The sequence below is a fragment of the Actinoallomurus oryzae genome, assembly GCF_039541955.1.
In the GTDB taxonomy this organism is placed as follows: Bacteria; Actinomycetota; Actinomycetes; order Streptosporangiales; family Streptosporangiaceae; genus Actinoallomurus; species Actinoallomurus oryzae.
The window spans coordinates 227,380-245,540 of sequence record NZ_BAABHF010000015.1 but is presented as its reverse complement, the minus strand read 5'-3'; the positions used below and the strand labels follow the sequence as shown (position 1 = coordinate 245,540).

Here is an 18,161-nt window from a genome sequence, read left to right as displayed (position 1 = left end):
GGTCCGGGAGGCGGCATGGAGACGGCGGACATGTACATCAGCGGCGTCGGGTCGTACGTGCCCGCGACGGTGGGCGTGGACCACGCCGTGGCGGCGGGCTGGTACCCGGCCGAGGAGGTCGAGCTGCACGGGCTCGCCTCGGTCGCGGTGGCCGGTGACGTTCCGGCGCCGGAGATGGCGTTGCGCGCGGCACGGAGCGCGGTGGCCCGCAGCGGGCGCTCCCCCACCGAGCTGGACCTGCTGCTGTACACCTCGACCTGGCACCAGGGCCCGGAGGGCTGGCCGCCGCAGGCGTACGTGCAACGCCATCTGGTCGGCGACGGGGTCCTGTCCACGCAGCTCAAGCAGGGCTGCAACGGCATGTTCACCGCGCTGGAGCTGGCCGCGAGCTACCTGCGGGCCGGACTCGGGCGCCGGGCCGCGCTGCTGGTCGCCGCCGACAACTACGGCACTCCGCTGGTGGACCGGTGGCGGATGCTGCCCGGGGCGGTCGCCGGTGACGCCGCCAGCGCCGTCGTGCTCGACACCGAGCCGGGGTTCGCCCGGCTGGCGTCGGTGTGCTCGGTGTCGGTCTCGCAGGCCGAGGAGATGCACCGCTGCGCCGAGCCGCTCTTCCCGCCCGGCGTCACCGAGGGCCGCACGGTCGACTTCGCCGCGCACAACGACGAGTTCCGGCGGCGGGCGGTCGTCGAGGGCGACGGGACCGAGGTGCTGGTGACCCTGGACGAGCGGATGGCCGAGGTGATCGACCAGGCGCTGTCCGAAGCCGGGATCAAGGCGGGCGACGTGACCCGGGTGGCGTGCATGAACACCTCCCAGGAGATCGCCGACCAGATCTGCGAGCACCGGCTGGGCATCCCGGGATCCCGGTCGACCTGGGAGTTCGGCCGGACCCTCGGCCACTGCGGGGCCAGCGACCAGATCATCGCGCTGGAACACCTGGTCCGCGGTGGCGGACTGGGACCCGGTGACCACCTGCTGATGTTCGCCTACGGACCCGGCGTGACCATCTCGGCCGCCGTCGTGGAGATTCTCGAGGCGCCCGTGTGGGCGCGGACCCGGGGAGGTGACCTGTGATGGACCGGCCGGCGATCGCGGTGATCGGGATCGGCTGCCGCCTGCCCGGCGGCGCCGACTCGGCGGACACGTACTGGAGACTGCTGCGCGAGGGGCGGGACGCCAGCGGACCGGCGCCCGCCGACCGCTGGCGGGACTACGCCGACCGCGGCCCGTCGTACGCGGCGGCGGTCCGCCGTACCGTGCCGCGCGGAAGCTTCCTGGACGGGGTGGCCGACTTCGACGCGGAGTTCTTCGGGCTCTCGCCGCGCGAGGCCGAGCTGATGGACCCGCAGCAGCGCCTCGTGATGGAGACCGCCTGGGAGGCGCTGGAGCACGCCGGGGTGTCGCCGGACGCGCTGGCCGGCACGGACGCGGGCGTGTACGTGGGCGTGTGCACCGGCGACTACGGGCACCGGCTGCTGGAGGACCTGCCCGACATCGAGGCCTGGACCGGCATCGGCTCCGCCACCTGCGCCGTGGCCAACCGCGTGTCGTACGCCCTGGACCTGCGCGGCCCGAGCATGGCGGTGGACACCGCGTGCTCGGCGTCGCTGGTCGCGGTCCACCTGGCCGTGCAGGCGCTGCGGTCCGGGGAGACCGACGTGGCGCTGGCCGGCGGGGTCAACCTCATCCTGTCCCCCGGCGAGACGCTGACCCTGGACGCCGCGGGCACGCTGGCGCCGGACGGGCGGAGCAAGTCCTTCGACGCCGCCGCCGACGGGTACGGGCGGGGCGAGGGCGCCGCGGTCGTGGTGCTCAAGCGGCTCACCGACGCCGTGCGCGACGGGGACCGGGTCCTCGCGACCGTCCTCGGCAGCGCGGTCAACCAGGACGGCCGCACCGTGGGCATCATGGCGCCGTGCGGCCAGGCGCAGGAGCACGTGATGCGCCGCGCGCTGCGGCAGGCGGGCGTCGAGCCCGGCACGGTCGGCTACGTCGAGGCGCACGGCACCGGCACCGCGGTCGGCGACCCTCTCGAGGCCGCCGCGCTGGGCGCCGTGTACGGGGCTGGCCGGCCGGCGGAGCGGCCGTGCCTGATCGGTTCGGCCAAGTCGAACATCGGCCATCTCGAGGGTGCCGCCGGCATCGCCGGCCTGGTCAAGGCCGTCCTGGCGCTCGACCGCGGCGAGCTGCCGCCGAGCCGGCTCGACACGCCCACTCCGGCCGTCGACTGGGCGGGCGCGGGGCTGCGGGTGGTCGACGCGCCGACGCCGTGGCCCGGCTCGGAGCACCCGCGCCGTGCCGCGGTCTCCGCCTTCGGCTACGGCGGCACCGTCGCCCACATCGTCCTCGAACAGGCGCCGGAGCAGGCGCCGCCCGCCGAAGGAACCGCCGGCCGCCTGTACCCGGTGTCCGCCGCGTCGCGGGCGGCGTTGCGGCAGGCCGCCGGCCACCTCGCCGGCGTCGTCGGGGACCTGCCGGCGGCGAGTGTCGGGCACACGCTCGCGCTGCGCCGGGCGCACCTGTCGCACCGGGCGGTGGTGGCGGCCGAGGATCCCGCCGCGCTGACCGGTGGGCTGCGCGCGCTGGCGGCCGGCACGCCGAACGACGCGGTGACCACCGGGCGGGTGCTCGGCGACCGTGGTCCCGGCCCGGTGTTCGTGTTCTCCGGGCACGGCTCGCAGTGGGCCGGGATGGGCCGGGAGCTGCTGGCCTCCGAGCCGGCGTTCGCCGCCGTGATCGACGAGCTGGAGCCGGTGTTCGCCGCCGAGATCGGCTTCTCGCCGCGGGAGGCGCTCAGCGAGGGCGCGCTGACCGACGTGGACCGGATCCAGACCATGATCTTCGCGATGCAGCTCGGGCTGGTCGAGCTGTGGCGCGAGTACGGGGTGCGTCCGCACGCGGTGATCGGCCATTCGGTCGGCGAGATCGCCGCCGCCGTGACGGCCGGGGCGCTGAGCCGCCTGGACGGCGCCCGGCTGATCTGCCGGCGGTCCCGGCTGCTGCGGCGGGTCGCCGGGCACGGCTCGATGGCCATGGTGCAGCTGCCGTTCGCCGAGGCGGCACGGCTGCTGGCGGACCGTACCGACGTGGTCGCCGCGATCGAGTCCTCGCCCGGCTCGACGGTCGTCTCCGGCGACCCGGACGCGGTGGCCGAGGTGCTGCTCGGCTGGCTCGACGAGGGCATCCCGGCCCGCCGGGTCGCCTCCGACGTGGCGTTCCACGGGCCGCAGATGGACCCGCTGCTGGCCGAGCTGACCGCCGCCGCGGCCGACCTGGCCCCGGCCGCCCCCGGCGTCCGCGTCTACTCGACGGCGCTGGAGGATCCGCGGGAGGCCGCCGCGTTCGACGGCGCCTACTGGGCGGCCAACCTGCGCCGGCCGGTGCGCCTGGCCGGCGCGGTCGCGGCGGCGGCGGCCGACGGGTACCGCGCGTTCGTCGAGATCTCCCCGCACCCGGTCGTCACGCACTCGGTGCTGGAGACGCTGAGCGCGCACGGGCACGAGGACGTGTTCGTCGGCTCCTCGCTGCGCCGGAACCGGCCCACGCGGGCCGCCCTGCTCACCGGTGTGGCGGCGGCGCACTGCGCCGGCCTCGGCGTCGACTGGCGGCGGTTGCAGCCGGCCGGCGGGCCGGTCGTGCTCCCCGCCTACCCCTGGCAGCGCCGCCGGCACTGGCGTGCGCCGTCGGCGCCGGACGCCGGCGGCCGTGGCCACGACCCGGACGCGCACACGCTGCTCGGTGACGACGTCGACCTCGCGGGCACCGACGTCCGGCTCTGGCGGACCGCCCTGGACGACCAGACCCGGCCCTATCCCGGCAGCCACGCGATCGAGGGGGTGGAGATCGTGCCGGCCGCGGTGCTGGCGGCGACGTTCTTCGCCGCCTCCGGCGGGCAGGTGCTCGGCGAGGTGACGATGTCGGCGCCGCTGCTGACCGCCGACCGCCGTGAGGTCCAGGTCGTCCGGCAGGGGGCGGCGCTGCGGCTGGCCGCCCGTCTCGCCGGCGAGGCCGGCGCCGCCTGGCAGATGATCGCCACGGCGACGGTCCCCGCCACTCCGGGAGAGGCGCCGGCGCCGCCGGCGCGGCCGCTCACGCCGGCCGAGCCCGGCACGGTCACGCGGCGGCTGGCCGCCGTCGGCGTGCCCGGCACCGGGTTCGACTGGACGGTCGAGGAGTTGCTGCTCGGTCACGGCGCGCTGCGGGCCCGCGTCCGGTGCGGGCCGGCCGGCGGCGCCTGGGCGTCCGTGCTGGACGCGGCGATGTCGGTGGCGCCGAGCGCGTTCCCCGGCGACCCGCTGCTGCGCATGGTGACGCACGTCGATCGGCTCGTCACCGTGGGAGAGCCGCCGGGCGCGGTGGACATCGAGGTGTGGCTCGACCCCGAGCGCGCCGACACGGTGCAGGTCCGGGTCACCGACCACGGCGGCGCCGTCGTCGCGTGGCTGTCCGGGCTGCGGTACCCGGTGATCGACGCGCCGGCCGCCGGGGAGAACGGCGCCGCCGAGGGCGAGCGGCCCGCCGAATCGTTCGCCGACCTGCCGCCGGAGGAGCTGCGCGCGTTCCTGATCGAGGAGGTCGGCGCGCAGGTCGCCCGGGAGATGCGGCTGGCACCCGCCGACCTGTCGCCGAACCGCCCGCTGGTCGAACAGGGGCTGGACTCGGTGCTCACCGTCGTGGTCCGGCGCAGGCTGGAGAAACGGTTCCGGTGCTCGCTGCCGACGACGCTGCTGTGGCGGCAGCCGACCATCGTCGCCGTCTCCGACTACATCGCGAGGCTGCTGGCCGGCCCGGTGCCCGCCGTGAACGGCAACGGGAGCGCCGATGCGGGGTGAGGGGGTGGTCGCCGGCCGGGCCGAGCGCGCCGACCCGGCCCGGATCGCGGGGCTCGCGACGCGATGCCGGCTCGTGCTGCTGGAGATGATCCACCGCGCGGGTTCCGGGCACGCCGGCTCGTCGCTGTCGTGCACCGACATCATCAGCGTGCTGAGGTTCGGCGAGATGGACTGGAGCGCGGACCGGTCGGCCGGCGACGTGTTCGTGCTGTCGAAGGGCCACGCCGCTCCGGCCTGGTACGCCGCCCTCATCGTCGGCGGCGACCTGCCCGCCGAGGAGATCGGCACGCTGCGGGCGCTGGACAGCCGGTTGCAGGGGCACCCGGACCGCACGCGGCTCGGGCTGGTGGACGTCAGCACCGGCGCGCTCGGCCAGGGCCTGTCGGTGGCCGTCGGCCGGGCCGTGGCCCGCCGGCTCCACGGCCGCGACTCCACGGTGTACTGCCTGCTCGGCGACGGCGAGTGCCAGGAGGGACAGGTGTGGGAGGCGTTCCTGTACGCCGGTGCGAACCGGGTCTCCGGCCTGGTGGCGATCATCGACCACAACGACAGCCAGAGCGACGGGGCGGTCGGCGACATCCTGCCGCTGTGCCCGCTGCCGGACAAACTGCGCGCGTTCGGCTGGCACGTCGCCCAGGTGGACGGCCACGACCACGGGGAGCTGCGCGACGCCCTGCGGCGGCGCGAACCCGGCCGGCCGTCGGCGATCATCGCCCACACGCGCAAGGGCCGGCTCGGCCCCGGACGGGTCCTGCTGGACGGCAGCCACAGCGACCTCCCGTCGGCGGCGGAGTACGCGGCCGCGGTCGACTACCTGGAGACCCTTCTGGACACGCCCCATGACTGAACGCCAGGGCCTCGCCGCGAAGGCGACCTCGACGCGGGACTGGTTCGGCGCGGCGCTGGTCGAGATCGCCCGGGAGTACGACCACGTGGTCGTGGTGAACTGCGATCTGGGCAAGGCGACGCGGACGCTGCCGTTCAAGGAGGAGTTCCCGGACCGGTTCTTCGAGTGCGGCATCGCGGAGGCCAACGCCATCGGCGTCGCCGCCGGGCTGGCGCAGGAGGGGTTCCGGCCGTTCGTCGCGAGCTTCGGCCACTTTCTCACCGGGAAGTTCCTGGAGATCTTCCAGACGGTCGGGCTCAACGACGCGGGCGTGGTGCTGGTCGGCACGCACGCCGGGCTGGCGATCGGGCGGGACGGGCCGACCCAGATGGGGCTGCGGGACGTGGCGCTGATGCGCACCCTGCCGAACGTCGGCGTGTTCCAGCCCGCCGACGGGGCCGAGGTCTGGCAGATGATGGCGCACCTGGCCACCGACCGGCGCCCGGCCTACCTGCGGCTGTGCCGGCAGCCGCAGCCGGAGGTGCACGCGGAGGGATACCGGTTCCGGTTCGGGATGCCGCACGTGGTCCGCGAGGGCGCCGGCGTGGTCGTCTTCGCGATGGGCGGCACGGTGCCGGTCGCGGTGGAGGCGGCCGGCCGGCTCGCCGCGGACGGGATCACTCCCACCGTGGTCAACGTGTCGTCGCTGCCGGTGGACCGCACGGCGGTCGCGCGGCTGGCCGGGACGCATCGCCGGGCGGTCGTCGTCGAGGACCACTACGTCGTCGGCGGCCTCGCCGACGAGCTGGGCCGCATCGTGCTGAGCCTGCCGGACCGGCCCCGCTTCGACGTGCTGGCCGTGCCCGACTACGGACAGGCGGGCCCGCCCGAGGACCTCTACCGCCGGTACGGGCTGGACGCGGCGGGGATCGCCGCCTTCGTACGGGAAACCGCGGAGTGAGCATGCCGACCCGAGGATGGCGACCGGTTTGAAACTGATCGTTTGCAGCAACAGCGCACCGCGGTGGGAGGAGGGTGCCGGTCTGCTCCCCCGCTCGCCGGGCGGGCTGGTGCCGCTGCTGGCCACGCTGCTCGGCCGGCACGGGGGCGACTGGGTGTGCACGATGCCGCTGGACGACGCCGCCGCGTCCGGCGACGGCTCCGCCGAGGTGACCGCGCTGCCCGGCGGCGTGACCCTGCACCGGCTGCGCCTGCCCCGGGCGACGGCCGACCGGCACTACGAGACGATCGGCGTACGGCTGCTGCTGTGGCTGTTCCACTATCTGCTCGACACCGCACGGCAGCCCGAGGGCCGTCTCGCGGAGGCGTGGTCGGCCTACGAGACGGTCAACCGGGCGTACGCCGACCGGCTCACGACCCTCATGACGGGGTCGCCGGAGGAGTTCGTGCTGGTCAACGACCATCACCTGTTCCTGGTGCCGGAGATGCTCGGGCCGCGGGCGGAAGGCCGTGGCCGGGTCGCGTTCTTCCAGGGGCTGCCCTGGTGCGAACCCGACTACTTCGGCGTCCTCCCCGCGCACATCCGCGATCGGATCCTCACCGGCCTGCTGTGCGCCGACGTGATCGGCTTCCACTGCACCCGGTGGGCGCGCGCGTTCCTGGGCTGCTGCGCGCGCTTCCTGCCCGGCTGCGCGGTCGACGACCGGGGCGTGACGTACGACGGGCGCCGGACCCGGGTCATCGTCGCCCCGTTCCCGCTGGACGTCGCGATGGTGGAGCGGCTGCGCGACGAGCCGGCCACCGCGCGGTGGCGGGAGCGACTGGACCGCGACGCCCGCGGGCGGCGGGTGATCGCCCGCGCCGACCGCATCGACCTGTGGAAGAACCTGCCGCGGGGCTTCGCCGCGTACCGGAGCCTGCTGGAGCGCGAGCCCGGGCTGGCCGGCGAGTGGTGGTTCTGCGCGGTGGCCACGCCGCCGGGCCGCCCGACCGAGCGCACCCGGGCGCTCCAGCGCGAGTGCGAGGACCTGGTGGCCGACATCAACGAACGGTTCGGCGCCCCCGGCCGGCCGGCCGTCTCGCTGATCTATCCGGACCTGCCCACCACGCGCAACTGCGTGGTGGCCGCCCTGTCCGGAGCCGACCTGGTGCTGGTGAATCCGACGTTCGACGGGATGAACCTGGTCGCCAAGGAGGCCCTCTACCTCGGCGAGCACGCCCGGCTGCTGCTCTCGGTCAACGCGGGCGCGTACGAGCAGCTGGCCGGCCACGTGACGCCGGTGGACCCGTTCGACGTCGAGGGCACCGCCTCGGTCATGCGCGAGGCGATGGCCTCCGGCGTGGTCCCGGAGGAGCGGGCGGCCGCACGACGGCTGCTGCGCGAGCAGGACGCGAACCGCTGGCTGGACCGGATGATGGGAGTGCAACGATGAGAACGACCGAGGTCACCACCGATTACGGGTGCACGAGCCGGCTCGCCGATCCGGCCGCCGCCGGCGCCTATATGTTCGCGGAGCACACGATCGAGGCCGGACGGGCGACCCCGTTCGTCACCCATCCCCGCGACCACCGCAGCTTCGTGGTCATCGCGGGCCGGGTGCGGCTGGAGACTCCGCACGGCGACGGACCGCCGAGGACGTTCGGTCACCTGGACGGCTGGCACGCCCTGCCGGGATGCGCCCACCGGATCGTCAACGACGGCGCCGAACCGGCGATCGTCATCGAGGCCGGCTCCGTCCTGGGAGAGACGGTGACCGGCGCCGGCCTCCGGGCGGCGACCTGCCGCTGCCCGGACGTGTCGGACTACACGGTGGACAAGCCCTGGGGCGGCGAGGTCTGGTACACCCGCAACCTGCCCGACGTCCCGTACGCCCTGAAACGCATCCGGATGACCGAGGGACACCAGTCGTCGCTGCAGTCCCACCGGCAGAAGCTGGAGACGAACTACGTCATCGAGGGCGAGGCCACGGTGCTGAGCGGAGCGACCGCGCCGGACGACCTCGACGCGGTGATCGACATGGAACGGCTGACGACCACCGTCCACCGCCCTCGCTCGGGCTGGACCAACCCGCCGAACGACCTCCATCGGGTGATCGCGCGGACCGACTACACCTCCATCGAGGTCTCCACCCCCGAACTGGACGACGTCATCCGGTGGCAGGACGACGCGGGGCGCGGGCACGGCCGGATCGAGTCCGAGCACGCGGGAGGCCGGTCGTGACCCTCGCCGAGACCATCGGGCTCTACCTCGCCGAGAAGCGCCGCATCGTGGATGACTTCCCGGTGGAGGTCCTGGAGCGGGCCGCCGAAATGCTGTTCGCGACCTACGACGAGGGCGGCACCGTCTACGCCATGGCCAACGGCGGCAACGCCGGCACCCTCGACCACTTCTACTGCGACTTCAAGCACCACCCGTTCGTGACCGAGGACAAGACCCGGCCGCTTCCGCCGGACGTGAAACGCCTGTCGTTCGTCAACCTGTGCTCGTCGGCCGCCGAGCTGACCGGGCTCGTCAACGACATCGGCGCCGAGGACATGTTCGCGGCGTCCCTGGCGCCCGTCGTCGGCCCCGGGGACCTGGTGATGGCCTACTCCGGCAGCGGCAACTCGGCGAACGTGACCAAGGCGCTGCGGGTCGCGGTCGACGCGGGCGCGAGGACGTTCGCGATGACCAAGGGAGACGGCGGCCGGTGCAGGGAGCTGGCCGAGGTCTGCCTGGTGGTGCCCGGAACCTCCCAGTTCCCCGGCCAGGTCGGCAAGAACGACAACAACTTCCACTTCGAGGACCTCATGCTGTCGGTCAACCACATGCTCGTCGGCATCCTGAAGCAGCGCGTCGCCGAGCGTCACCTGGCCTGACCGGATCCGGCGGCACCGGACGGACCTATGCTGCGTACGTGACGACAACCGGGCCCGCCGCACCGACGCCGCGCCGCCGCCGGGGCCGTCCGGGGTATGACCAGCCGGCGATCCTGCGCGCCGCGGTCGAGCTGTTCAACCGCAAGGGGTACGACGCGACGAGCGTGGGAGACCTGGCCAAGGAGCTGGGCCTGACGAAACCGGCGATCTACCACCACGTCACGAGCAAGGAGCAGCTGCTCGGCCAGGCGCTCGACGACGCTCTCGACGAGCTCACCGCGGCCGTGACCGAGGCCTCCCACGAGCGGGCGGGGACGACCGCCTACGAACGCCTGCGCGCGATGGTGCGGCGCAGCGTCGAGGTCCTCGTGGCGCACCAGCCCTCCGTCACGCTCCTGCTGCGCGTGCGGGGCAACAGCGAGGTCGAGCTGGCCGCCCTCGAACGGCGCCGCTGGCTCGACGACCGCCTCGCCGCGCTCGTCGCGGACGCGGTCGCCGAGGGCGCCCTGCGCGACGACGTGCCGCCGATGCTGGTCGGCCGGCTGCTGTTCGGCATGGTGAACTCGCTGGTCGAGTGGTACCGCCCGGACGGGGCGTACGATCCCGCGACGGTCGCCGACGCGATCATCGCCATCGCCTTCGACGGCCTGGCCCGCTACGAACGCCGGCCGGCCCGCCGGAGCGGCGGTGGCGGGCCTCAGGCGTCGTAGTCGACGGTCACGCTCTCCCCGACCGGGAACGTCTGGCAGGTGAGGACGAAGCCGGCGTCCACCTCGGATGGCTCGAGGGCGTAGTTGCGGCGCATGTCGACCTCTCCCTCACGGACGACGGCACGGCAGGTACCGCAGACGCCGCCCTTGCAGGCGAACGGCAGGTCGGCGCGCGTGGCCTGGGCGCCGTCGAGGATCGTCGTCTCGCGCGAGACGGTGGAGGTGGTGCGCAGGCCGTCCAGCACCGTGGTGAGCTCGGTCGTCGCGCCCGGGGGGATGCCGTGCTCCTCCCGCCGCGGGCGCGGTGGGGGCGCGTCCACGTAGAAGAGCTCGACGTGCACACGGTCCGCGGGGACGCCGAGGCCGGTGAGCACCGGCCGCGCGTCCTGGATCATCTCCAGCGGGCCGCACAGCCAGACGTGGTCGAACACCTCGACCGGGATGAGGCCGGTGAGAATACGGCGGAGCCGGTCGGCGTCGAGCCGGCCGGAGAAGAGCTCGACGTCGCGCGGCTCGCGGGAGAGCACGTGGGCGATCTGGAGGCGCGGGCCGTAGCGGTTCTTCAGGTCGCCGAGCTCCTCGGCGAACATGACGGTACGACTCGTCCGGTTGCCGTAGAGGAGCGAGACCTGGGCCGCGGGATGGGTGAGCACCGTCGAGGCGACCGACAGCATCGGGGTGATGCCCGATCCGGCGGCGACGCACAGATGCCGTTCGCCCAGGGCCGGGTCGGCGTGCCACGAGCCGGTCGGGGGCAGCACCTCGATGCGGGTTCCGGGCACCACCTCGCGCACGAGCCAGGAGGAGAAGAGCCCGCCGGGGATCTCGCGGACGCCGATCCGCGGCGCGGCGCCGGCGGGCGCGCAGATGGAGTACGACCGGCGGTGCTCCCGCCCGTCGATGACGCGGCGCAGGGTGAGCGACTGCCCCGCTCGGAACGCGTACGCCTCGCGCAGCTCGCCGGGCACGGCGAAGGTGATCGCCACGGCGTCCTCGCACAGGTGGTCCACCGCCGCCACGGTCAGCGGATGGAAGGCCGTGTGCCGGGCCGGCGCCGGAACGGGCGCGAGCGTGGTCATGAGTCCTCCTTCGTCGGAAGGCGTGACCACAGGGGCGCGTCTTCGGTTCCCTCGCTCCGCTCGGTCACGAGTCCTCCTTCGTCGGTGAGAGTGACCACGGGGACGCGCCTTCGATTCCCTCGCTTCGCTCGGTCATGTCAGATCTCCTTGACGTGCTCGAACGGCTCGAGGCAGTCGGTGCAGCGGTAGAGGGCCTTGCAGGCGGTGGCGCCGAACTCCGACGTCAGCCGGGTGGCCGCCGAGCCGCAGCGCGGGCAGGGCGGGGCGGGCCGGGGCGGCCCGAGCGTGAGCATCACCGGCCCGGCCGGCCGGGCGGCGGGTCCCGGCGGCGACAGCCCGGCCTCCCGCAGCGCGGCGCGCCCGCGCTCGGAGATCCAGTCGCTCGTCCAGGGCGGGTCGAGGACCACCCGCACCTCGACGTGGGGGAACCCGGCGTCGTTCAGCCGATGGACGAGGTCGTCGCGCATGGTCGCCATGGCCGGGCAGCCGGTGTACGTCGGCGTGATCGAGACGACGACGGCGTCCGGTTCCACCTCCACGCCACGGAGCACGCCGAGGTCGGCGAGGGTGAGCATCGGCATCTCGGGGTCGCGCACCTGCCCGGCGACCTCGGCGGCGCGTTCGCGGACGCTCACCAGCGCCCGCTCGGGTGTGCGCGGGCGACCACCTGCATCTCGGCGAGCAGCCGGCTGAGAGCCTCGGTGTGCGTGCCGTGACGGCCGGTCCGGCCGCCGACTCCGGCGAGCGGCGCGCGGTCCGGGCGGTCGACGCCGCTCACGGCGAGCACCTGGTCGAGGACGGCGTCCACCTCGTCGCGGGTGGACGCCGGGTCAACGCCGACGCCCGCATCGGCGAGGGAGCGTTCGAGGGGGTGCGTGGAGACCAGCTCGTCCTGGAGGGGCCACAGGGCGTCGAGGGCCGCGACGAGCCTGCGGTGCGACTCGTCGGTGCCCTGCGCGAGCGTGAGGAACCATCGCCCCGCCCAGTCACGGTGGTAGGTGACCTCTTTGACGCCCTTGGCCGCCACCGCGGCCAGCACCTTGTCATCGCTCGCGCGCAGCCGTTCGAGCAGCGCGAGCCGGGCCACCGAGAACAGCAGCAGGCGGACGACCACGTGCGCGAAGTCGCCGTTCGCCACTTCGGCGAGCCGCACGTTGCGGAACTGCCCGGCCTCGCGGAAGAAGGCGAGCGCGTCCTCCGCGGGCACCGGCGAGCCCTCGGGAAGGACGGGCACGACACCCGGGTCCGCGGCGGCCGCCCGCGCCAGCAGCAGGCGCGCCTGGCCGAGGAGGTCGAGGGCCATGTTCGCCAGCGCGATGTCCTCTTCGAGGTCGGGCGCGCGGCTGCACCACTCCGACAGGCGCTGCGACATGATCAGGGCGTCGTCGCCGAGCATGAGGCAGTAGGCGGCGAGGTCGGCGCGGTCGACGCCGTCCGGCACCGTCGTGTCCACCCCGGCCAGCGGATCCTCAAAGTCGGTCCCGAAGGCCCACTGGGAGGAGTCACCCCCGATCAGGCCGTCGAAGATGCTGCCCTGTTCGTCGGTCATGAGTTCGCTCTCACATATGCGGCACGTCGCCGGGGATCTCGTAGAAGGTCGGGTGGCGGTAGACCTTGTCGCCGTTCGGCGCGAAGAGGGGGTCCTTCTCGTCCGGGCTGGACGCGGTGATGGCGTCGGCCCGTACGACCCAGATGCTCACGCCCTCGTTGCGCCGGGTGTAGACGTCGCGCGCGTGCCGCAGGGCCATCGCGTCGTCCGGGGCGTGCAGCGATCCGACGTGCACGTGGTTCAGCCCGCGCTTGCCGCGGACGAACACCTCATAGAGCGGCCACTCCCGCCGGTCGCCGCTCACCGGGCACCCGCCTCGGACCGCTCGGCGAACGCCGACGCGGCCTCGCGCACCCAGGCGCCGTCCTCGTGCGCCGCCCGCCGGTGGGCCAGCCGCTGGGCGTTGCACGGCCCGTTCCCGGCGATGACCGCGGCCAGCTCCTCCCAGTCCGGCTCGCCGAAGTCGTAGTGACCCCGCTCCTCGTTCCAGCGCAGGGCGGGGTCGGGCAGGGTCACCCCGAGCGCCTCCGCCTGCGGAACCGTCATGTCGACGAACTTCTGCCGCAACTCGTCGTTGGAGTTGCGCTTGACGCCCCAGGCCATCGACCGCGCGCTGTTGGGCGACTGCGCGTCCGGCGGGCCGAACATCATCAGGCTCGGCCACCAGAACCGGTCGACCGACTCCTGGACCATGGCGCGCTGCGCGTCGGTGCCGCGCATCATCGTCATGAGCAGCTCATACCCCTGCCGCTGGTGGAAGGACTCCTCCTTGCAGATGCGGATCATGGCGCGGCCGTACGGTCCGTAGGAGGTGCGGCAGAGCGGCACCTGGTTGCAGATCGCCGCTCCGTCGACGAGCCAGCCGATCGTGCCGACGTCGGCGTAGGACAGCGTCGGGTAGTTGAAGATCGATGAGTACTTCTGCCGGCCGGCGAGCAGCAGCTCGGTCAGCTCGGCGCGGGAGACGCCGAGGGTCTCGCACGCCGAGTAGAGGTAGAGGCCGTGCCCGGCCTCGTCCTGCACCTTGGCCAGCAGGATCGCCTTGCGGCGCAGCGACGGGGCGCGGCCGATCCAGTTGCCCTCGGGCTGCATGCCGATGATCTCCGAGTGGGCGTGCTGGGCGATCTGGCGCACGAGCGTCCTGCGGTAGGCCTCCGGCATCCAGTCGCGGGGCTCGATGCGGTCGTGGCGCGCGATGGTCGCGTCGAACGCGGCCTGCAGCCGCTCCTCCGGATCGCGCTCCGCGGAAGTCGTCGTCATCTGCCCTCCCGAGGCAATTACTTATCGCTCGGTCAGTAATAAGGTCGCACGGACCGGGCCGTCCGCGCAACCGTCACGGCGCACGCGTCCGCGCGACCGTCACGGCCCACGCGTTCACGCGACCGTCAGAGCGCACGCGTTCCGCGGGGACGGCTCAGGCGAGACGGTCGGCCATGAGCTCGCCGACCATGATCGAGGTCAGGTTGGTGTTGGCCCGCGGTACGGACGGGAAGATCGACGCGTCGACCACGCGAAGGCCGTCGACTCCGAGGACGCGGCACGACGGGTCGACCACCGTGGAGGCGTCACCGGGCGCGCCCATCCGGCACGTGCTCGTGCCGTGCTGGGCGTCCACCACGGTGGCGAGCAGATGGTCGTCGAGCCCGGCGTCGTCGTCCAGCACCGCGAACAGCTCGCCGTTCCGCGCCTCGATCGAGCCCTCGACGATCGGGGCGACCTCGGCTCCGCGGGCCAGCTCGACCAGCGCGCGGACTCCCTCTCGCAGCCGCTCGCGGTCACGGGCATCCGACAGCATCCGCTCCCGCACCTCCGGCTGGGCCTCGGGGTCGGCGGAGGTCAGCGTCAGCACGCCGCGCGAGTGGTTGTGGTTCAGCCACACACCCAGGCCGCCCGCGGGCCACCGCGTGTCGGCGGCCTGCATGGACAGCACGTTCTGGTTCATCGAGACGAACATCAGGTCATACGGCACGGCACCGCCGGCGTGGCGAACGCAGACGTTGGTGTGCCGGTCGTCCGCCGTCCGGATGGCCGCCTCCTCGGTCAGCGGCAGGTCGACGACGACCATCGGGTGGTCCTGCATGCCGAGGCCGACCGGGAGGTCCTGCCGCACCGTGATGCCGAGCCGCCGCAGGACGTCCGCCGGGCCCACGCCCGACCGCATCAGGATCGCCGGAGAGTGGATCACTCCCGCGCTGAGCACCACCTCGTCCGCGTACTCGGTCACCGCCGCGCCGGCCACGACGAAACGGACGCCGACCGCGCGGTCACCGGCGAACACGACCCGGTCGACCAGGGCGTCGCCGCGGATGGTGAGGCCGGGCAGGGACCGGGCCGGTTCGAGGTAGGCGTCGTTGACCGAGACCCTGCGCCCGGAGCGCGAGTTGATCGGGTACGGCGAGACCCCGCTCGCCCCGGGCGCGTTCACGTCCGGCGCCCAGGGGTGGCCCGCCGCCAGCGCGGCGGCGCACAGGGCGGCGTCCACCGTCCCCCATCGCTCCCGCGGCGTACGGAAGATCGGGGCCGGCCCGCCCCGCCCGTGGTACGCCTCGTCGCCGAACTCCTCGTCGTCCTCCAGCTTCGCGAAGTAGGGCAGCACGTCCTCGGCCGACCAGCCGGCGCATCCCGCCGCGGCCCAGTCGTCGAAGTCCTCCATCGGCGGGCGGATCGCGATCTGCCCGTTGATCGACGAACTGCCGCCCACGCCCCGGCCGCGCCAGTACGGGGCCGGCGCCTGACCGTCGGTACGCGAGGAGTCGACGCCCGCCCACACGAGGTGCTCCCCGGCGCCGGGGTCGAGCAGCGCGCGGGCCGGGTTCGGCGACCGCCACACCTCCGGCATCTCCGCCGACCGGTAGTCGGGCCCGGCCTCCAGGAGCAGGACGCGCCTTCCCCGCTCGGCGGAGCGGACGGCGAGCGCCGCTCCGGCGGAGCCCGCACCGACGACGATGAGGTCCCAGCCCGGGTCCGTCATGGCGAGCCTCCTGTGTCCGGCCGGGGAACGCGGCTGCGGAGACGTCCGAGCCGCCGTTGGCGGTAGACTCTGCCCTCGCGGGAAAGTTCAGTCAAGAGTGAAAGTTCATTTTTCTCTGAGCGATTGGAGCCCGACCGTGGCCAGCCCGGCCGGCGGCGTGAACGGACTGATCGACGACTTCGGCCTGCACATCGGCCGCGCGATGGGGTGGCCCCCGATGGCCGGACGGGCCGCGGGCGTCCTGATGCTCAGCGAGACGCCGATGACGATGGCGGAGCTGCAGGCGGCTCTCGACGCGAGCAAGGGCTCGATGTCGGAGACGACACGCCTGCTGATGGTGAGCGGGACCGTACGGCGGTTCAAGGAGCCGGGTTCGCGGCAGTACGTCTACGAGTGGCGCGACGACGCGTGGACCGGCTGCCTCCAGCACCAGCTGGAGCAGACGACCGAGCTGCTGGCCCTGGCCGAGCACGCACGGGCGCGCGGGGCGGACCTGCCCGAACGCCAGCGCGGCCGTCTCCGGGAGATGCACGAGTACTACACCTTCATGACGCGGAGCCTCGAAGCGCTCCTCGGCGAGTACGCGGCCTCGCGGGACGGATGACCCGCCCTCACCTCGTCTCCTTCCCCCAGTCCGCGCCCCGGCCCCGGGCCTCGTCGAACACCAGCCACGTACGGGTCGCGCGGACGCCGGGGACGTCCTGGATGCGTTCGAGCACGACGTGCCGGAGCGCCGCGTTGTCCGGCGCCCGGACCAGGACCAGCACGTCGTAGTCACCGCCGACCATCGCGAAGTGCTCGACGTAGGGGATGTCCTGGAGCCCGGCCGACACCGCGCGCCAGGCGTTCTGCTCGATGGTGACCGAGACGTACGCGCTGGTGCCCAGGCCCGCCTTGTGCGGCGCGAGCTCGATCGTGAAACCGGTGATCACTCCCTCGTCCGTCAGCCGGGAGAGCCGCGCGTAGGCGTTGGCGCGGGAGATGTGGACGTGCTCGGCGAGCGCCCGCACCGAGATCCGGCCGTCGCGCAGCAGCGCGGCGATGATCGCGCGATCCACCTCGTCCAGCGGCCCGGCAGAACGTCCCGCCAAGCCCCCGCCGATGCCCTCTTCGGACGACATTCGGTCCACTCCAAGCCCGCTTGAGACCTATTTGTCGCTAATTGTGCCTGATGTCTTGAACGGATGATGCGTGAAGCGGACGCTGCTCCTGTCAAACGTCCAGAGAAAGGGAGCGTCGCCATGTCCGTGACACATCGCCAAGTGGTCGACGGCCTTCTTCCTTCACCCGTTCCGGTGCGGTTCGTCGCCGAGAACGGCACGGCCGTCGAGCCGCCCACCGGTTACTCGGCGCCCGGGGACGAGCAGTTGCTGGAGGCGTACCGCCGCATGGTGCTGGGCCGCCGCTTCGACCGTCAGGCGACCGCGCTGACCAAGCAGGGCCGGCTCGCGGTCTACCCGTCGAGCCGCGGCCAGGAGGCGTGCCAGATCGCCGGCGTGCTCGCGCTCCGCGCGGACGACTGGCTGTTCCCGACCTACCGCGACTCGGTCGCTCTGATCGCCCGGGGCATCGATCCGGTCGAGGCGCTCACCCTGCTGCGGGGCGACTGGCACTGCGGGTACGACCCCGTGGCCACGCGCGTCGCGCCCCAGTGCACGCCGCTGGCCACCCAGACCCTCCACGCGGTCGGCATGGCCGAGGCCCTCCGCCGCAAGGGTGAGGACGGCGTCGCGATGGTCTTCGTCGGTGACGGCGGCACCAGCGAGGGCGACTTCCACGAGGCGCTCAACTACGCCTCGGTCCTGCGCTCCCCCGTCGTGTTCTTCGTGCAGAACAACCAGTACGCGATCTCGGTACCGCTGGCCCGGCAGACCGCCGCCCCCGCGCTCGCGTACAAGGGGATCGGGTACGGCATGCGGTCCGAGCAGGTGGACGGCAACGACCTCGTCGCGACGCTGTCCGTCCTGACCACGGCGGTGCGCCACGCGCGGGCGGGAGACGGCCCGTTCCTGGTGGAGGCGCACACGTACCGCATGGACCCGCACACCAACGCCGACGACGCCGGGCGCTACCGCGATCCGGAGGAGGTCGACCGCTGGGAGTCGGCCGATCCGGTCGCCCGCCTGGAGACCTACCTGCGCGACCGGGGGCTGCTCGACGCCGACGGCGTCGCCTCGGCGCAGGAGGCCGCCGAGGAGTTCGCCGCCCGCGTCCGGGACCGGATGAACGCTGACACGGAGCCGGGAGGTAGGTCGGGGTCGGTTGGTCGGGGAAAGCCCGACCCGTACGAACTGTTCGACCACGTCTTCGCCGATCCCACGCCCCAGTTGCGCGAGCAGCGGGCGTCGCTCGCGGCCGAACTGGAGGGCTGA

General features: G+C 73.5%; 17 protein-coding genes. 10 read left to right on the top strand and 7 right to left on the bottom strand.

Annotated elements, in window-relative coordinates; genetic code table 11:
• Positions 1 to 15: 15 nt before the first annotated feature.
• From ABEA10_RS10115 to ABEA10_RS10080, 8 genes are read left to right on the top strand one after another with little or no spacing between them, the layout of a single operon-like run.
• A complete protein-coding gene (locus tag ABEA10_RS10115; RefSeq protein WP_345460658.1) occupies positions 16 to 1,077 on the top strand; it encodes a ketoacyl-ACP synthase III family protein in 1,062 nt (353 codons plus the stop codon).
• The gene (locus ABEA10_RS10110; RefSeq protein ID WP_345460655.1) at positions 1,077 to 4,835 is read left to right on the top strand and encodes a type I polyketide synthase; all 3,759 of its coding nucleotides are present in this window, start codon (positions 1,077 to 1,079) and stop codon (positions 4,833 to 4,835) included. The genes ABEA10_RS10115 and ABEA10_RS10110 overlap by 1 nt, the downstream gene beginning before the upstream one ends.
• Positions 4,825 to 5,682 (top strand): transketolase, encoded by an 858-nt coding sequence (locus ABEA10_RS10105; protein ID WP_345460652.1) that lies wholly within the window; start codon positions 4,825 to 4,827, stop codon positions 5,680 to 5,682. Before ABEA10_RS10110 ends, ABEA10_RS10105 begins: the two co-directional genes overlap by 11 nt.
• Complete coding sequence (locus tag ABEA10_RS10100; RefSeq protein ID WP_345460649.1) at positions 5,675 to 6,622, top strand: transketolase family protein; 948 nt, start codon at positions 5,675 to 5,677, stop codon at positions 6,620 to 6,622. The genes ABEA10_RS10105 and ABEA10_RS10100 overlap by 8 nt, the downstream gene beginning before the upstream one ends.
• A gap of 28 nt (positions 6,623 to 6,650) precedes the next feature.
• The gene (locus ABEA10_RS10095; protein WP_345460646.1) at positions 6,651 to 8,054 is read left to right on the top strand and encodes a trehalose-6-phosphate synthase; all 1,404 of its coding nucleotides are present in this window, start codon (positions 6,651 to 6,653) and stop codon (positions 8,052 to 8,054) included.
• The gene (locus ABEA10_RS10090) at positions 8,051 to 8,842 is read left to right on the top strand and encodes a cupin domain-containing protein (RefSeq protein WP_345460643.1); all 792 of its coding nucleotides are present in this window, start codon (positions 8,051 to 8,053) and stop codon (positions 8,840 to 8,842) included. Before ABEA10_RS10095 ends, ABEA10_RS10090 begins: the two co-directional genes overlap by 4 nt.
• Positions 8,839 to 9,480, top strand: coding sequence for a D-sedoheptulose-7-phosphate isomerase (locus ABEA10_RS10085; protein ID WP_345460640.1), 642 nt, complete (start codon positions 8,839 to 8,841; stop codon positions 9,478 to 9,480). The genes ABEA10_RS10090 and ABEA10_RS10085 overlap by 4 nt, the downstream gene beginning before the upstream one ends.
• Positions 9,481 to 9,518: 38 nt before the next feature.
• A complete protein-coding gene (locus ABEA10_RS10080; RefSeq protein WP_345460637.1) occupies positions 9,519 to 10,190 on the top strand; it encodes a TetR/AcrR family transcriptional regulator in 672 nt (223 codons plus the stop codon).
• Here the strand turns inward: ABEA10_RS10080 and paaE are convergent.
• The 6 genes from paaE to ABEA10_RS10050 all read right to left on the bottom strand — a co-directional run bounded on the left by paaE (position 10,178) and on the right by ABEA10_RS10050 (position 15,789).
• On the bottom strand, positions 10,178 to 11,269 hold the full coding sequence (paaE, locus tag ABEA10_RS10075) for a 1,2-phenylacetyl-CoA epoxidase subunit PaaE (protein WP_345460634.1): 1,092 nt from the start codon (positions 11,267 to 11,269) through the stop codon (positions 10,178 to 10,180). The genes ABEA10_RS10080 and paaE overlap by 13 nt on opposite strands.
• A gap of 137 nt (positions 11,270 to 11,406) precedes the next feature.
• Positions 11,407 to 11,904 (bottom strand): 1,2-phenylacetyl-CoA epoxidase subunit PaaD, encoded by a 498-nt coding sequence (gene paaD, locus ABEA10_RS10070; protein ID WP_345460631.1) that lies wholly within the window; start codon positions 11,902 to 11,904, stop codon positions 11,407 to 11,409.
• Complete coding sequence (gene paaC / locus ABEA10_RS10065) at positions 11,901 to 12,818, bottom strand: 1,2-phenylacetyl-CoA epoxidase subunit PaaC (protein ID WP_345460628.1); 918 nt, start codon at positions 12,816 to 12,818, stop codon at positions 11,901 to 11,903. Before paaC ends, paaD begins: the two co-directional genes overlap by 4 nt.
• Positions 12,819 to 12,828: 10 nt before the next feature.
• On the bottom strand, positions 12,829 to 13,122 hold the full coding sequence (gene paaB / locus ABEA10_RS10060; RefSeq protein WP_285622867.1) for a 1,2-phenylacetyl-CoA epoxidase subunit PaaB: 294 nt from the start codon (positions 13,120 to 13,122) through the stop codon (positions 12,829 to 12,831).
• Positions 13,119 to 14,078 carry a 1,2-phenylacetyl-CoA epoxidase subunit PaaA gene (gene paaA / locus ABEA10_RS10055; RefSeq protein WP_345460621.1) on the bottom strand — a complete coding sequence of 320 codons (960 nt, stop codon included), beginning with the start codon at positions 14,076 to 14,078 and terminating at the stop codon, positions 13,119 to 13,121. Before paaA ends, paaB begins: the two co-directional genes overlap by 4 nt.
• A gap of 154 nt (positions 14,079 to 14,232) precedes the next feature.
• Complete coding sequence (locus ABEA10_RS10050; RefSeq protein WP_345460618.1) at positions 14,233 to 15,789, bottom strand: GMC family oxidoreductase; 1,557 nt, start codon at positions 15,787 to 15,789, stop codon at positions 14,233 to 14,235.
• Between the two features lie 136 nt (positions 15,790 to 15,925).
• On the opposite strand from ABEA10_RS10050, the gene ABEA10_RS10045 reads away from it, so the two are divergent.
• Positions 15,926 to 16,393 carry a GbsR/MarR family transcriptional regulator gene (locus ABEA10_RS10045; RefSeq protein WP_345460615.1) on the top strand — a complete coding sequence of 156 codons (468 nt, stop codon included), beginning with the start codon at positions 15,926 to 15,928 and terminating at the stop codon, positions 16,391 to 16,393.
• Between the two features lie 7 nt (positions 16,394 to 16,400).
• Here the strand turns inward: ABEA10_RS10045 and ABEA10_RS10040 are convergent, their stop codons facing one another.
• The gene (locus tag ABEA10_RS10040) at positions 16,401 to 16,910 is read right to left on the bottom strand and encodes an Lrp/AsnC family transcriptional regulator (protein WP_329236589.1); all 510 of its coding nucleotides are present in this window, start codon (positions 16,908 to 16,910) and stop codon (positions 16,401 to 16,403) included.
• A gap of 120 nt (positions 16,911 to 17,030) precedes the next feature.
• Here ABEA10_RS10040 and ABEA10_RS10035 point away from each other — a divergent pair, with 120 nt between their 5' ends.
• Positions 17,031 to 18,161, top strand: coding sequence for a thiamine pyrophosphate-dependent dehydrogenase E1 component subunit alpha (locus ABEA10_RS10035; RefSeq protein ID WP_345460610.1), 1,131 nt, complete (start codon positions 17,031 to 17,033; stop codon positions 18,159 to 18,161).